This is a genomic window from Alteromonas pelagimontana (assembly GCF_002499975.2).
Taxonomy (GTDB): Bacteria; Pseudomonadota; Gammaproteobacteria; order Enterobacterales; family Alteromonadaceae; genus Alteromonas; species Alteromonas pelagimontana.
Genome location: NZ_CP052766.1, coordinates 854,483 through 870,341, shown reverse-complemented (window position 1 = coordinate 870,341; position 15,859 = coordinate 854,483). Strand labels below are relative to the sequence as shown.

At 46.9% G+C, this 15,859-nt stretch carries 13 protein-coding genes; 6 read left to right on the top strand and 7 right to left on the bottom strand.

All coding sequences use genetic code 11. The features are described from left to right. Positions 1 to 450 precede the first annotated feature (450 nt). From coaE to CA267_RS04025, 6 genes are all read right to left on the bottom strand, one after another. Positions 451 to 1,086, bottom strand: coding sequence for a dephospho-CoA kinase (coaE, locus tag CA267_RS04050; protein ID WP_075608675.1), 636 nt, complete (start codon positions 1,084 to 1,086; stop codon positions 451 to 453). Further along, entirely contained in the window at positions 1,086 to 2,015 is a 930-nt protein-coding gene (locus tag CA267_RS04045) for a prepilin peptidase (protein ID WP_075608676.1), read from the bottom strand. Before CA267_RS04045 ends, coaE begins: the two co-directional genes overlap by 1 nt. A 90-nt stretch (positions 2,016 to 2,105) precedes the next feature. Then, entirely contained in the window at positions 2,106 to 3,317 is a 1,212-nt protein-coding gene (locus CA267_RS04040; protein WP_075608677.1) for a type II secretion system F family protein, read from the bottom strand. A gap of 100 nt (positions 3,318 to 3,417) precedes the next feature. Further along, the gene (locus tag CA267_RS04035) at positions 3,418 to 3,852 is read right to left on the bottom strand and encodes a pilin (RefSeq protein WP_075608678.1); all 435 of its coding nucleotides are present in this window, start codon (positions 3,850 to 3,852) and stop codon (positions 3,418 to 3,420) included. A 250-nt stretch (positions 3,853 to 4,102) separates the two neighbouring features. Further along, entirely contained in the window at positions 4,103 to 4,963 is an 861-nt protein-coding gene (gene nadC, locus CA267_RS04030) for a carboxylating nicotinate-nucleotide diphosphorylase (RefSeq protein WP_075608679.1), read from the bottom strand. 21 nt (positions 4,964 to 4,984) lie between these two features. Next, positions 4,985 to 5,488 carry a retropepsin-like aspartic protease family protein gene (locus tag CA267_RS04025; protein WP_075608680.1) on the bottom strand — a complete coding sequence of 168 codons (504 nt, stop codon included), beginning with the start codon at positions 5,486 to 5,488 and terminating at the stop codon, positions 4,985 to 4,987. A gap of 151 nt (positions 5,489 to 5,639) precedes the next feature. On the opposite strand from CA267_RS04025, the gene ampD reads away from it, so the two are divergent. The 6 genes from ampD (at position 5,640) to lpdA (ending at position 14,548) form a co-directional block, all read left to right on the top strand. Continuing rightward, on the top strand, positions 5,640 to 6,215 hold the full coding sequence (gene ampD, locus CA267_RS04020; protein WP_075608681.1) for a 1,6-anhydro-N-acetylmuramyl-L-alanine amidase AmpD: 576 nt from the start codon (positions 5,640 to 5,642) through the stop codon (positions 6,213 to 6,215). After that, positions 6,212 to 7,081 (top strand): beta-lactamase regulator AmpE, encoded by an 870-nt coding sequence (gene ampE / locus CA267_RS04015; RefSeq protein ID WP_075608682.1) that lies wholly within the window; start codon positions 6,212 to 6,214, stop codon positions 7,079 to 7,081. Before ampD ends, ampE begins: the two co-directional genes overlap by 4 nt. Positions 7,082 to 7,341: 260 nt before the next feature. Beyond that, a complete protein-coding gene (locus CA267_RS04010) occupies positions 7,342 to 8,088 on the top strand; it encodes a GntR family transcriptional regulator (protein ID WP_075608683.1) in 747 nt (248 codons plus the stop codon). A gap of 167 nt (positions 8,089 to 8,255) precedes the next feature. Then, a complete protein-coding gene (gene aceE, locus CA267_RS04005) occupies positions 8,256 to 10,928 on the top strand; it encodes a pyruvate dehydrogenase (acetyl-transferring), homodimeric type (protein ID WP_075608684.1) in 2,673 nt (890 codons plus the stop codon). Positions 10,929 to 10,948: 20 nt separating this feature from the next. Continuing rightward, positions 10,949 to 12,979, top strand: a complete 2,031-nt coding sequence (gene aceF / locus CA267_RS04000; RefSeq protein WP_075608685.1) for a dihydrolipoyllysine-residue acetyltransferase — start codon at positions 10,949 to 10,951, stop codon at positions 12,977 to 12,979. A 150-nt stretch (positions 12,980 to 13,129) separates the two neighbouring features. Then, entirely contained in the window at positions 13,130 to 14,548 is a 1,419-nt protein-coding gene (gene lpdA, locus CA267_RS03995) for a dihydrolipoyl dehydrogenase (protein ID WP_075608686.1), read from the top strand. Between the two features lie 129 nt (positions 14,549 to 14,677). Here the strand turns inward: lpdA and CA267_RS03990 are convergent, their stop codons facing one another. Further along, entirely contained in the window at positions 14,678 to 15,727 is a 1,050-nt protein-coding gene (locus CA267_RS03990; protein WP_075608687.1) for a LysR family transcriptional regulator, read from the bottom strand. Positions 15,728 to 15,859 lie beyond the last annotated feature (132 nt).

Here is a 15,859-nt window from a genome sequence, read left to right as displayed (position 1 = left end):
CACTACAACGCAAAACCATAAAAATTTCAAGTAGAAGCTGACTTATACCAATTCGCAGTGATAATTGATCACTCGAAGAGAGGGAGCTCTTTCCAGTTCAAGCTACGCAGAGAAAAGAACTTTCAGACTAAAGAACTGTTCCGAAGTATGAGTCATAACGAGGACACTATTCTGAACACGCTGTAAAACCTTCCTGGGCGCTCAGCCGCAGCATCCATGCTGTTTGCACAGCGCCTGCTGCACAGCGCCTGCTGCACAGTGCCTGCGGACGGTTCTGAATGATATCCTTGTTTTGCCTTTTCATGTGTAGCACATTTACGAACAGCTATTTAGCCCAAAGGGAAGGCCCCAGCGACTAATGCTCTGCGTTGCTGCCAATTGAAAGGGATTAGTATGGCTTCTTAGCAACACCCCGTAAGCCGTAGGATAAAAATAGGTGAATTATTTCCGCTATGAAGTGGGATTAGCACCGTGACAGAGCTCCAGATATTGTTGATGAAGCGCTGCAATTTGGGCCGGTAAGGCAGAAAAATCGCCGCTATTGTCAATTATGTCATCAGCCGCTGCAAGTCGGGCATTCCTGCTTATTTGTGACGCCATGATATTTTTTATTGTGGTTTCATCACTGCCGTCTCTTGCTAACGCTCGCTGTAACTGAAGATCTGCAGGGCAATCTACCACCAGCACCCGATTGGTAATGGTGTTGAGTTTATTTTCCAGCAGTAAGGGAACCGCGAGAATGCAGTAGGCGCTGGTAGTAGTCGCAATGTCAGCAAGCATCTTTTCCCTGATAACCGGATGAAGCAATGCGTTAAGCCATTTTTTATGTTTCTCATTGCTAAATACTGTTTGTCGCAAAGCCGCACGGTTAAGTGCGCCATCAGAAAGTAAAATTTCGCTGCCAAAATTTGCCGCAATACTTTTAAGAGCAGAAGAGCCAGGCTCAACAACTTGACGGGCGACAATATCAGCATCAATAACATCAACGCCAAGCGCTAAAAAGCCGTCGCTGACCGCTGTCTTGCCGCTGCCAATACCACCGGTTAAGCCAACAACAAATTTATGAGAAGGTGAAATAGTCGACATTAACCAAACGCCCAGTTTAAATATGCCGCAATGATATCGTGTTTATAAAGTAAAGTAAGGAAACCGGCAACGGCCAGATAAGGGCCAAAGGGTATCGCTAACGAACGCCCTTTTTGCTGCACTAGCATGATCGCAAGTCCAGCGATGGCACCGACAAATGAAGACAACAGAATAATTACCGGTAAACCCTGCCAGCCGGTAAATGCGCCAAGGGCGGCGAGCAGCTTAAAATCGCCGTAACCCATGCCTTCCTTACCGGTTGCCAATTTAAACAGCCAGTACACCGACCATAAACTCAGATAGCCCGCCGCTGCACCAATAATTGCATCCACCGGCCCAACAAATACGTGTTGAGTAGAAAGTAATAACCCCAGCCACAGCAATGGTAGCGTGAGCTGGTCAGGTAACAGCATTTTATCTAAGTCGATAAACAGCAAAGCCACTAGAATATAAACAAAAAGTACAGCCCACAGCGCCTGGCTTGAGGGGCCGAAATGCCAGGCGGTAAAGGTACATACTAGCCCGGTAAATAGCTCGACCAGCGGATAACGTAAGGAAATGCCGGTGCCGCAGTTTGCGCACTTGCCGCGCAAAAACAGGTAACTTAGCAGGGGAATATTTTCCCACGGCCGAATTTTGTGTCCACAGTGGGGGCAGGTGCTGTCTGGCTTGACCAGGTTAAACGCAGCGGTATCGGTATTAGACGAATCTGCCGCTGGAACCGCAAAGTCACGGGCATTATGATTGCCTGGCTCGGAATTTCTCGGTTGAAAATATGCGTTGTATTCTCGTTGCCAGCTTTTCTCCATCATAATAGGCAGCCGATATATCACGACATTTAAAAAGCTGCCTACCATCAAACTAACAATGAATACGGTCCCGAGGAAAAACAGGGGGCTGTGTGAACTAAGTTGGAAGAATGTTTCCATTTTCTCTTTGCTATCCTCTATGACAGCGGCAAGACTGCCAGAATATTCTTATTATCACAATTGGCATGTAGGGTTTTGCGGGTAAACGAGTTACACCACATTTCCCATCTGGAAGATGGGTAAGTACATAGCTATAATCAACCCGCCGATGACTACCCCCAGCACCGCCATTATCATGGGTTCCAGTAAGCTGGTGAGGCCGTCAACCATATCATCCACTTCGGCTTCGTAAATGGTGGCTATTTTACTTAGCATTTCATCTACCGCGCCTGATTCCTCGCCAATTGCTACCATCTGCGTCACCATGTCAGGGAACACATTGGTAGCCCGCATTGCAGTATTCATCTGTAGCCCGCCGGCGACTTCCTTTTTTACATAGAGAATGGCATCACGATAAACCGCGTTTCCCGATGCGCCAGCGGCTGAATCCAGCGCGCCAATAAGGGGTACGCCCGCAGCAAAAGTGGTAGCAAGGGTACGGGTAAAGCGCGCAATACTGGCTTTTTTTAGTATATTGCCAATTACCGGAATTTTTAGCGAAAGCTTATCCATCTTGTCTCTGAATTTAAGCGATTTCTTGTGGGTGCGGAAAAACAGAAAAATAGCGCCAGCGATGCCCATACCAATAAAAATTCCGTAGTCTTGCACAAACCGGGAAATTCCTAATACAAACTGTGTGAAGGCGGGCAGTTCAGCACCAAAGCTACTGAATATTTCTTCAAACTGAGGTACCACAAATACTAAGAGTATGGTGGTAACAATAAATGCCACCACCACCACCGCAATAGGGTAGAACATCGCCTTTTTGATTTTTGATTTCAGCGCTTCGGCTTTTTCTTTATAGGTAGCGATACGGTCGTAGATAGTTTCGAGCGCACCAGATTGTTCGCCAGTGTGCACCAAGTCGCAATACAGATCGTCGAAATAGTCCGGATGTTTGCGCAGCGCTGTAGACAACGGCGTGCCGGCCCTGACTTCGTTGGTAATCTCACCCAATAATTTGCGCATCGACGGTTTGCCGTGACCCTGAGCTATCATATCCAACGATTGAATCAGGGTGACCCCCGCGCTTAGCATAGTGGCAATTTGACGGGAGACTACGGAGATGTCGGCGGCAGTAATTTTTTTACCGCCGCGCCCGAATAAAGGCGTAGCTAGCTTTCTTACCTTTTGTGCGGAAATGCCCTGCCGACGCAACAGGTTTTTCGCCTCAGACAACGAAGTCGCAGAAATTTCACCTTTACGGTTGCTGCCTTGCTTATCTTTACCTTGCCAGGTAAATGTCGTTGCTGCTTTCGCCATAGCCTTTTCCGGAATTGTTTGTGATGGTGTTGCTTATAAAGTGTAGAGACAACAAAGCCCAGCGGAAACTGGGCTTTGGATTAGGAATTACCTAAAACTTTTAACATAAAGCTGCGTCTGAACAAGTTTCAGCCCAAGTCAGCTGGCCATTATCTTCTACAGTTGCTGTTAATGTATAAGCTTCCCCGCTTAGGCCATTACTAGTTGCTGCAGTGGAGACAAGCGTAGGGTTGGTTCCTGTTTCTGTCCAAATAACAGAGTCAACTAAACCTTTACCGTTACCAGCAGTGATATTATTAGGAACGCCATTTTCGCCTGCAGTACATTCTGTAATATCGCTTTCAGTTTGATAACAAACTTCAATAGCAGTCTTAAAGTTTTGCGTCGCCATCATCACCTCTGAAAATCGCGCTTTCTTAGTATAGTTCTGATAAGCTGGCAGTGCGATAGCAGCAAGAATACCGATGATAGCAACAACGATCATCAGTTCAATTAGTGTAAAGCCCTTTTGGTTAGAAGCTTGTACTTGTTTCATGGTTTTCTCCGGGACGTGTATAACACGTTATTTTAAAATTAAGTAAATTCAAAGTGACGTTTATACCTGAGTCGTCCTTAACAACGGCCCCGGTACTTGATTCTCAGTATAGATAGAGAACGTCAACTGACAAGTATCGGGAATTATACTTATGTGTAGGATTTGCAGAGTCTGAAGAAGGTGAGTGAAGCCTGTTTATCAGTTAAAAAGTTAGCGTTCACTACCCGGTTTTAAGTTGATATACGTCGCTCTATTCTGCTTTCATCGCAACACGAAGCGATAAATCAACAGCTTGTACATGTTTAGTTAATGCACCGGAAGATATAAAATCTACCCCCAATCTCGCCAGCGATTGCAGCCTTTCATCCGTAATGTTTCCCGACACTTCCAGTTTACTTTTCTGATTATTCATGTCGACTGCGCGTTGGATCTGTTCGTTAGTAAAATTGTCTAACATAATAATATCGGCATCGGCGTCCAGGGCTTGACGCAACTCTTCAAGGTTTTCTACTTCCACCTCTACAGGCTTTCCGGGCATTTGTTGCTTTGCTGTACTTACCGCGGCGGCTATGGAACCACATGCGTAAATGTGGTTTTCCTTAATAAGAAAGGCATCAAATAAACCAATGCGATGGTTCTGACCGCCGCCACAGGTCACTGCATATTTCTGCGCCATGCGTAAACCCGGCAAGGTTTTGCGGGTATCAAGAATTTTGGTTGAGCTACCGGCTAATAGTGCGGCATAAGCGGCCGTGACAGTAGCAGTGCCTGATAACGTCTGTAAAAAATTCAGTGCAGTGCGTTCTGCGGTAAGGATGCCACGAGCCGCGCCGGAGATAGTGACTAACGTAGCATTGGCTTTTACAGCGTCACCATCTTTTACCTGCCAGTTAAGACTGATTGCGGGATCAACAATAGCGAACGCTTGTGTTACCCAGTCCACGCCGCAGACAATGCAATCTTCACGAGTAATGATGGTGGCGCTGGCAAGACTGTCAGCCGGAATGAGGTTGGCGGTGATATCTTTTTCAGGGTTGCAGGTTCCACCAAGGTCTTCGGCAAGAGCTTGTAAAACCTGTTCTTTAATATTATCAATATGAGGGCGAGACATAGGTTGTCAAATCCGGTGGCTTCAAAGAGTACGCAATATTAACCATTCGCCACGCTGAGTAAACTCTAACTGGCGTAAAACGCTCATTCCCAGCAAAATATGGTTATCTCCCATACCGGGATTTAAATTAGCGCGCACGTTATGCAAAGTGATATCGCCAATGGTTAGCGTATCAATTTGCGTTCGGGCAATTCGTACGGTGCCGTTTGCTGTTTGCGCCAGCCCTGAAACGCCGGCGACAAGCCCCAGATGTTCCTGCATGTTAGCGGGAATGGCAACATCAGTAGCGCCAGTGTCGACCAGAAACACAACTGGTTCGCCGTTAATGGTTCCGCTGGTGACATAGTGACCCGCGCGATTCTGCTTTAGCCTGACTTCTGTCTGATTATTAATACGAATAGACTCAGGCTCTCGATTCGGATTGACCTGTTTATCCAATAAATCAGTGAAAATGATTGTCATAAGACCGATGCCACACAACCAGGCCAATGCAAACATCCACTTTCCTGCTGAACTATCTGCCATTACTACCACCCGTTTTGTTACTACTCACTTACTGCTCCTTCGGCTTATCGTTTACCTTCAGATGCATATATACGATATTTTATCGGCAAACCTTGTACATCATAGTGGCTAATGTCACACTTTGCGCAGACTCGTTATTGACAACATCATTATGCCGTCAGGACTCGATTTTTTCTCAGGTGCAATCTGCAAAACTTCTCCTTTTTACGATGAACGTCCTGCGGACGCCATTATTTCGCTATTGGTTATCCATAACATGTCACTGCCGCCAGGGCAATTCGGCGGCCCGGATATTGCTGCATTATTTACTGGTACCCTGGATGCAAACAAGCATCCATTTTTCCAGCAAATCGCTCATTTACGGGTGTCAGCGCATTGTGTAATTTACCGTGATGGAACGGTAGAACAATTTGTTCCTTTTACACAGCGCGCATGGCATGCGGGAATTTCTTCATTTCAAGGGCGACAGCGATGTAACGATTTCTCCATCGGCATAGAAATGGAAGGTACGGATGACATGCCATTTACAGACGCTCAATACCAGGCTCTGGCAACGGTAAGTCATGAAATTCTTTCGCATTTTCCCCTCATTACGATAGGCCGCATTGTCGGGCACAGCGACATTGCCCCAGGCAGAAAAACAGACCCGGGTCCATTTTTTGACTGGCCCCGATATCGGCAACAACTGTTCCCACTTCTGTGGGAGCACCGCGAGAACCGAGTATGATATTAATAAGCCTGCTACTGGCGCTTTTAATTACGCGTAATATTAAGAAATCTGCCGACTGGCAGATAACAACTTATTCGTTGTGGTATCGCCACAAGCTGATGAGTAACCACTGGATATCGCCGCAGAGCAGCTATCTTAGCTGGTTTGTTGCTGTTGTTGCACCCGCATGTATAGCTGCCGTAATTTTCGAATTGTTGCCAGGGTCGTTCCTAACCTTCGTTTTGCAAACATTAATATTAGTTGTTTGTATAGGCGAGCCACGATTAAAAGCAACTTACAAAGCGTTTTTGCAGGCGGCCAATCGTAATGACATTGAAGCCTGTGCGTTATATTCAGCGCAACTGGAAGGCGCACCCCTGGATACGGCTGTCCATGAACAACCGGCGGCGCTAGGTGCAACGTTTGGCCGCCAGTTGATATGGATGAATTATCAGCACTATATGGCGGTAATGTTGTGGTTTGTTGCCTTTGGTGCGCCCGGTGCGCTGTTATATGCGCTAACGCAATCGTTTTATGAACAACGACAACCGGAGCACGGCAGAATGAATACAGCGGTGCGGCGCACCCTGTGGGTGCTTAATTTTATCCCTGTACGCGTAGCTGCGTTCGGTTTCTTGGTGGTTGGACATTTTTCAACCGCGTTTCCTATCTGGCTACAATACCTCACCGACCTTAAAGTAAATAGCAGAAAGTTATTAACAAATGTGGCCGTGGCAGCTGAGCCTCTTAGCGAGCAGAGTGTGAGAAACTGTCAGCAAAATATCGCTGTTGAACCTAAGATTATGGTACGTCTGATAAAGCGCAATATACTGTTTTTACTCGTTGTTACTGCTGTACTGACTCTCATGGGCGCAATAGCGTGAGACAGCAAACAGCAATGAAAAGAAGGTTTTTATTTGCTGCCATAATCACATCAGACCAGCTGTTTTCTTAACATTTTATTCAAGAAATTCAACGTTCAGCGTTAACAACTCATCGCTTTTGCACCTTGCTTTTATTAGCAACTATTTACCTGAACTATAAACTGTCCTAAACTGTAGAGGTAAAATGGTATTACCAATATAAGGGTGGCTTCTCAAGTTGTTTACAATTTAGCCATTGTTTTAGCGTAAAAGGGCTTTGCATGCAGCAAGGGCGTAGAAAATTGTCAGACGTTATCACAGAGCAACTGGAATCGCTGATTCTGGAAGGCGCTTTGCTGGCAGGTCAACAATTACCGCCTGAACGAGAATTAGCGATGCAATTTGATGTTTCCCGTCCTTCGTTACGAGAAGCAATCGGCAACTTGCACGCCCGTGGTCTGGTCGAGCGCAAACAGGGCGGTGGCACATTTGTCAGCCGTAATTTGAATGCAGCGATGATGGACCCGCTAATGGCGCTTATCAGCCGCCGTCCGGAAACGCAGTTTGATTTACTGGAATTTCGGCACGCCTTGGAAGGTATGTCTGCCTATTATGCTGCGCTTCGTGGGCAGCCTGAAGATTATGCAGCACTTAATAAAGCGCTGGAAGAGTTACCCAATCCCGGGACTTGCGACAGTCAAAGGGGGTTGGCTGAGGCGTTAGGTCATTTTTATATTATTATGGCTCGGGCGTCACACAATATGGTATTGCTGCATGTAATGAGTACCATGCAGGCGATGCTAGTTGAAAATATTGAACGAAATCTAGAGATGTTGGCTCAACATGATGATGTAAGCGGCGATTTATCTCGCCAGCGAGCCGAGATTGTGGCAGCAATAGCTGCCCGGGATCCAGAAGCGGCAAGACAAGCCTGTAATGCGCATCTGGCATTTATTGAGAAAACCCTACTGGCGATTAATCAGCGCGACAGCCGAGTACAACGCGCCTTAAGACGCTTAGAAATTTAGAGGCGAAAAGCCCGCAAGAAAACGCGTAAACCTGGTTACAGACTGCGCAAAAAGAGGTGAGCTATTAAAGCGCACTGAAAGTACAACATAATTTAGGTATACCATCCTCAACCTTAAAAACAGGTGCTGTGGATGGTTTTCTATATCAGCAAAAATAGGATGGCACCATGACTGAAATGATGCACCAAGATGTGGATCCGCAAGAAACACAAGAATGGCTGGAGTCGTTAGAGTCAGTTTTAGAAGAAGAAGGTATTGAAAGGGCTCACTTCTTATTAGAATCATTAATAGAAAAAGCACGCAGAAATGGTGCCCACTTACCCTATGATGCAACTACTGCTTACATAAATACCATACCGCCGGGGCAGGAGCCCACCATGCCGGGCGATCAAACTATGGAAGCCAAGATTCGTAACGCGCTTCGCTGGAATGCGCTGATGATGGTATTGCGTGGCTCGAAGAAAGACCTGGAACTGGGTGGGCATATTTCCAGCTTTGCGTCTTCTGCAATGTTGTACGATGTAGGCTTTAACCATTTCTTCCGTGCGCCGAATGATAAAGACGGCGGCGACTATTTGTTTATTCAAGGCCACGTTTCGCCCGGAATTTATTCTCGAGCCTTTTTAGAAGGTCGCCTGTCTGAAGCGCAACTTGATATGTTCCGCCAGGAAGTTGATGGCGAAGGGCTTTCTTCTTATCCGCATCCGAAACTTATGCCGGACTTTTGGCAGTTTCCTACCGTTTCCATGGGACTGGGCCCCATTCAGGCGATTTATCTTGCCCGCTACCTGAAGTATCTTACCAATCGCGGGTTAAAGGACTGCTCTCAGCAGCGCGTTTGGTGTTTTCTCGGCGATGGAGAGTGTGACGAACCAGAAAGCTTGGGCGCAATAGGCTTAGCCTCCAGAGAAGGCTTAGACAACCTGACTTTTGTGATTAACTGTAACCTGCAACGTCTTGATGGGCCTGTGCGTGGTAATGGCAAAATCATTCAGGAACTGGAAGGCACATTCCGTGGCGCTGGCTGGGAAGCCATTAAAGTTGTTTGGGGTCGCTATTGGGATCCGTTGCTGGCGCGCGATAGCTCCGGCAAGCTGATGCAAGTCATGAATGAGACTGTGGATGGCGAGTACCAGAATTATAAAGCGAAAGGCGGTGCATACACCCGCGAAAACTTCTTCGGTAAGTATCCTGAGCTGAAAGATATGGTGTCAAATATGTCTGATGATGATATTTGGCGTCTGAACCGCGGTGGTCATGATCCGGTTAAGGTTTACGCTGCTTACGATCGTGCCGTTAACACCAAAGGTCGCCCACAGGTTATTCTGGCGAAAACCGTAAAAGGTTATGGCATGGGCGCTGCTGGTGAAGGTAAGAACATTGCTCACCAAGTCAAGAAAATGGATATGGAAGCAGTAAAAGCCTATCGCGACCGTTTCAGCATTCCTGTTGCTGATGAAGCGCTGAAAGATTTGCCATATTTTAGGTTCGAAGATGATAGTCCGGAACTGAAGTATATGCGTGAGCGCCGCGATGCACTGCACGGTTTCATGCCTCGTCGCCTTGCTAATAGTACAGAAAGCTTACCTGCACCGGCGTTAAAAGCATTTGAAGCGGTAACGAAAGGTTCTGGTGAACGTGAAATTTCTACCACCATGGCGTTTGTCCGTGTTTTAACATCTCTGTTAAAAGACAAACAAATTGGTAAGCGTGTGGTTCCGATTATTCCGGACGAGGCCCGCACTTTCGGTATGGAAGGCTTGTTCCGTCAGGTCGGTATTTATTCCAGTCAAGGTCAGAAGTACGATCCGCAGGATTCCGATCAAGTCGCTTATTATCGCGAAGATAAAAAAGGACAGGTACTGCAGGAAGGTATTAATGAGTTGGGCGCAATGGCGTCATGGCTGGCGGCAGGTACATCGTACAGCACTAACGATCTGCCGATGATTCCGGTTTATATTTACTACTCCATGTTTGGCTTCCAGCGCGTCGGTGATTTGGCCTGGGCAGCGGGTGATAGCCAGGCACGAGGTTTCCTTGTGGGCGGCACAGCAGGCAGAACCACGCTTAACGGCGAAGGCTTGCAGCACCAGGATGGTCACAGTCATACTCAGGCTGCGCTTATTCCCAACTGTATAAGCTACGATCCGACCTACGGCTATGAAGTGGCTGTTATTGTTCAGGATGGCCTGCGTCGCATGTTTGAAGAACAGGAAAACGTGTTCTACTACTTAACCGTAATGAATGAAAACTACATTCAGCCTGAAATGCCAGAAGGTGCGAAAGAAGGCATCATTAAAGGTATTTACTTGCTCGACACGGTAGGTGATGAGAAGAGTGACAAAAAGGTCAAACTGTTAGGATCAGGTACTATTCTTATTCAGGTGCGTGAAGCTGCTGCAAAACTGGCCGAAGAATATGGTGTGCTGGTTGAAGTTTACAGTGTGCCTTCGTTCAATGAGTTGGCGCGCGAAGGGATGGATTGTGACCGCTACAATATGTTGCACCCTGAAGCAGACGCAAAAGTACCGTTTATTACTGAAGTGCTGGCGCAGGGGAACGATGGTCCGACAATTGCAGCAACCGATTACATAAAAAATTATGCTGATCAGGTACGCCACTTTATTCCAGGCTGCTATCGTGTCTTAGGCACCGACGGCTTTGGTCGTTCCGATAGTCGTGCGAATTTGCGCAGACACTTTGAAGTTGATGCCAATCATGTGACTTATGCCGCATTGTATGAATTGTTCGAAGCTGGCAGCGTAGATGCGAAAACACTGTCTCAGGCGATGAAGGATCTGAATATCGATCCTGAGAAAGTTAATCCACTTTACGCGTAAGTTCAGGGAGACTCAGTATCATGTCAGATATTAAAGACGTACTTGTACCAGATCTTGGTGAAGACGAAGTTGAGGTCATTGAAATTTGCGTAGCAGAAGGCGATGACATCGAAGCAGAAGATGCACTGGTGACGGTAGAAAGCGACAAAGCCAGTATGGATGTACCCGCTCCATTTGCCGGCAAAGTAAAAGAGCTTTGCGTTAAAGTGGGCGACAAAATCAGCCAGGGCGATTTACTGGCGAAGCTGGCATCCGCTGGCGGTAGTGATGAAGCTGAAGACGCACCAGCAGAGCAGGCTGCGGCTCAACCCGAAGAGAAAGCGGCTCCTAAACAGGAAGCCGGTTCAGCGGCAGAAGCAGATAAAAATGCATCTGAAGATTCCGGTAATTCAGGTACAACGGAAACTATCGAAGTTACCGTACCTGATATCGGCGATGCGGCAGATGTAGATGTTATTGAGATTCTGGTTGCAGAAGGCGACAGTGTCGAAGCTGAAGATGGCTTAATTACGCTGGAAACTGATAAAGCCACCATGGATGTTCCTTCACCGAAAGCGGGCAAAGTTGTCAGCCTGAAAGTTAAAGAAGGCGATAAAGTCAGCGAAGGGTCGTTAGTTCTTACCTTAGAAGTCACAGGTAGCGGTAGCGCTGCAGGATCCAGTTCGACACCTGCTGAAAAGCCAGCCATTAAAGAAGATGCTGCGCAAGTATCTCAAGCGGCTGAAGAAAGTAGCGGTGAAGAAGAGGAAATTGAAGTTAAGGTTCCGGATATCGGTGATGCCTCTGATGTGGATGTTATCGACATTCTGGTATCTGAAGGCGACACGGTAGAAGTGGAAGACGGTTTAATTACCCTGGAAACTGATAAAGCCACCATGGATGTGCCTGCGCCAAAAGCGGGCGTGATCACTAAGTTGCTGCTTAAGCAAGGCGATAAAGTGTCAAAAGGCTCTTCGGTGCTGATGCTTAAGGTGAAAGGCAGTGCGCCAAAACCTTCCGCAACTAAACCTGAAGAGTCCAAGGAAGAAGCGAAAAAGCATGATGATTTAAGCGCTGCACAGTCGCAAGGCAGACCTAAGTCGCCGCCGGTTCCGCATCATCCTTCAGCGGGAGAGAAACAAAAAACCGGTAAGTCTCACGCGTCGCCTTCGGTTCGCCGTTTGGCACGGGAGTTCGGTGTTGATCTTACTGAAGTGTCAGGTTCTGGGCGTAAAGGTCGTATTGTAAAAGAAGACGTGCAGTCTTACGTTAAGCACGAACTTTCGCGTCCGAAAGCCACAGCTGGCGCAACGGGTGGTGAAGGTGGTTTGCAGGTAATAGCGCCGCCAAAAGTAGACTTTTCTAAGTTCGGTGAAGTGGAAGAAAAACCGCTGACGCGTATTCAGAAGATCTCTGGCCCGAACCTGCACCGTAACTGGGTAACAATTCCCCACGTTACGCAATTCGAAGAAGCTGACATTACTGATATGGAAGCATTCCGTAAACAACAGAACCAGGTTGCCGAGAAGCGCAAGCTGGGTGTGAAAATCACGCCGCTGGTGTTTATGATGAAAGCTGTTGCCGATGCATTGAAAGCGTATCCAATATTCAATACCTCGCTTTCTGCTTCTGGCGAATCATTAATTCAGAAAAAGTACTATCATATTGGTATCGCGGTAGACACGCCGGGAGGCTTGGTAGTGCCGGTGGTACGTGATGTGGATCAGAAAGGTATTCATGAGCTTTCTAAAGAGCTTATGGACATCAGCGTCAAAGCCCGTGATGGCAAATTGAAAGCAGCAGATATGCAAGGCAGCTGTTTTACTATTTCCAGTCTCGGCGGAATTGGCGGTACTGCATTTACGCCTATTGTAAATGCGCCAGATGTCGCCATCTTAGGTGTATCGAAGAGCGATATTAAACCGAAGTGGAACGGCAAAGAATTCGAACCACGATTGATGTTGCCGTTGTCATTGTCTTACGACCATCGGGTTATTGACGGCGCGGTCGCAGCAAGGTTTGCTGTACATCTTAAAGATGTACTTGAAGACCTGAGAAATATCTTACTGTAGTCGGTAATTTTGAAGGGGAGAGCGGAAGCCTCCCCTTTACAGTTAGAAAAAGTATTTAGCCAACATGGCTTTACAGGGCAAACGGCCCCTGGTTAAAATTCAAGCGTATAACGCATAATTTTCAAAAATTTGGACAGATTTGAGGTCACGATGAGCGAAATAAAAACTCAGTTAGTAGTATTGGGCGCTGGTCCCGGCGGCTACTCTGCGGCTTTCCGCGCAGCCGATTTAGGGGTCGAAACCGTAATTGTGGATGCCAGGGATACACTGGGTGGGGTTTGTTTGAATGTGGGATGTATTCCTTCAAAAGCCCTTCTTCACGTAGCCAAAGTGATCAAAGAAGCCAGTCATCTGTCCAAACACGGTGTCACTTTTGGTGAACCCTCATTTGATATAGATAAGATTCGTGAGTACAAAGATAGCGTAGTGGGCCAGTTAACTAAAGGTTTGGCTGGTATGTCCAAAATGCGCAAAGTCAACCATGTTCAGGGCTATGGTAAGTTTACCGGCGCTAATACTCTGGAAGTCGATGGTAAAGAGGGGAAAACCACCATCACTTTTGAAAAAGCGATCATTGCCGCGGGTTCAGAGCCTGTATCTCTGCCTTTCATTCCTGAAGATGATCGTGTTATCGATTCTACCGGCGCGCTGGAAATGAAAGATATCCCAGAAAAAATGCTGGTACTGGGTGGCGGAATCATTGGCCTTGAAATGGGCACCGTATACGAAGCCCTGGGCGCGAAAATCGATGTGGTGGAATTCCTGGATCAGCTTATTCCAGCTGCTGATAAAGACATCATGAAAGTCTTTACCAAAACGTATAAAGATAAATTCAACATCATGCTGGAAACCAAAGTGACTGCGGTTGATGCAAAAGATGATGGTTTATACGTTACATTTGAAGGCAAACAAGCGCCTTCAGAGCCCGTACGCTATGACAAAGTGCTAGTCGCGGTGGGTCGTCGTCCGAATGGTAAAGTATTGGATGCTGACAAAGCGGGCGTCAACGTTGATGAGCGTGGCTTCATCAATGTTGATAAACAAATGAAGACCAATGTTGATCATATTTTTGCGATTGGCGATTTGGTCGGCCAGCCCATGCTTGCACACAAAGCGGTACATGAAGGTCATGTGGCTGCAGAAGTGATTGCCGGGCAAAAACATTACTTTGATCCACGTTGTATTCCTTCAGTGTGTTATACCGAGCCAGAAGTCGCCTGGGTGGGGCTAACTGAAAAAGAAGCGAAAGAGAAAGGCGTTAATTATGAAACTGCGACTTTCCCTTGGGCGGCTTCTGGGCGCGCAATTGCGTCTGATGCCACTGACGGCATGACCAAAATGATCTTCGAGAAAGACACCGGCCGTGTTTTAGGTGGTGCAATGGTAGGCACCAACGCTGGCGAAATGCTGGGTGAAATTGGTCTGGCTATCGAAATGGGAGCTGACGCTGAAGATGTCGCACTGACTATTCACGCTCACCCAACATTGAACGAGTCAATCGGCTTGGCGGCTGAAATTTTCGAAGGCAGTATAACCGACCTTCCGAATCCGAAAGCGAAGAAAAAGTAACCTATCTTCTGTAAATAAAAAACGCTGCAATTGCAGCGTTTTTTGTTTCAGTGAGGATTTATCGTAAACTTACTCTTGCCAAATACCTGAATTTTTCAGAGCTTCTTATATACATCATTGCACATTATGCTATTTAGCGACTGACATAGAAACCGGTACCACCTTCATATTGCTTTTTCTGGTTTCCATACAATCAAGTTGGTGTTGCTCTTTGAAATGTTTAACCGTTTCTGCACAGTAACCTTTGCGGCAGCACTGAGCTACCATGGCTTCATGCTCGGCCACCCGCTGATGGACAATTCTGACAACGTGCCTGCGCAGCCACTGCAAACCTAAATCGTGTTCCTGACGTTTGTGCCACAGCAGAGAGATAGGAGTCGGTGCAATTTCAACAGGGGTTTCAAACACCGCGAGATCACCTGAAAATATCTCCTTTTCAAGAACTATTGAAGGCGCTACACATATAAGATTGCTATTTTTGAGCAACGACGGCACGTTGTAAAAGTTATTAACTGACATGGCAACCCGTCTTGTCATGCCGATGTTCATTAATGCTTGATCTGTAGGTCCGGTGACATCGCCGGTAACGGAAACCAGCAAATGTTCGGCTTCAACAAACTCCTGAAGCGCTAAACGGCGTTTTGCCAATGGATGATCGGGGCGCATAACCACTACATACCGCGGATCTAAAATGTGTTCGGAACGAATAACATGCTCTGGGTGAAAATATTTCGAAATTGCCAGTTCGGCTTCGGCATCTTTAAGAATTTTATCGCTTTCTAACGACGGATTGGGTACAGCATAAATATTAATACCCGGCGCTTCGCTTTCGATTATCTGGCGCAGCGGCCCCCACACCATATCCACAAAGGTGTCGGTCGCGGCAATGCGGAAGGTACGTTTCGCAGTCGCTGGAGTGAACTGTGTCGGATTGACAGCATCTTCCAGCTGGCTTAGTGGCGCCTGAATCTGGCTCCACATGTTTTTCGCAAAAGAAGTGGGTTGAATACCTCGCCCATCTTTAACAAAGAGTTCATCTCCCCACGCCGAACGCATCCGTGACAAGGCGTTGGAAACCGCAGGCTGAGTCATCGCCAGACGATCGGCCGCACGCGTTATCGCGCCCTCTGTCATAATGGCGTCAAATATCATCAGTAAATTAAGATCTTGCGTTCGCATAGTGCCTTCTCCGCGTCATTTTTACTTGCTCAATATATTACATTAGGTGATGTATTGTATATAAATATATAATTATTTTTATTGATCGTCGTGTCTCATACTACTCATCATTCCACACCGACACACAGAACA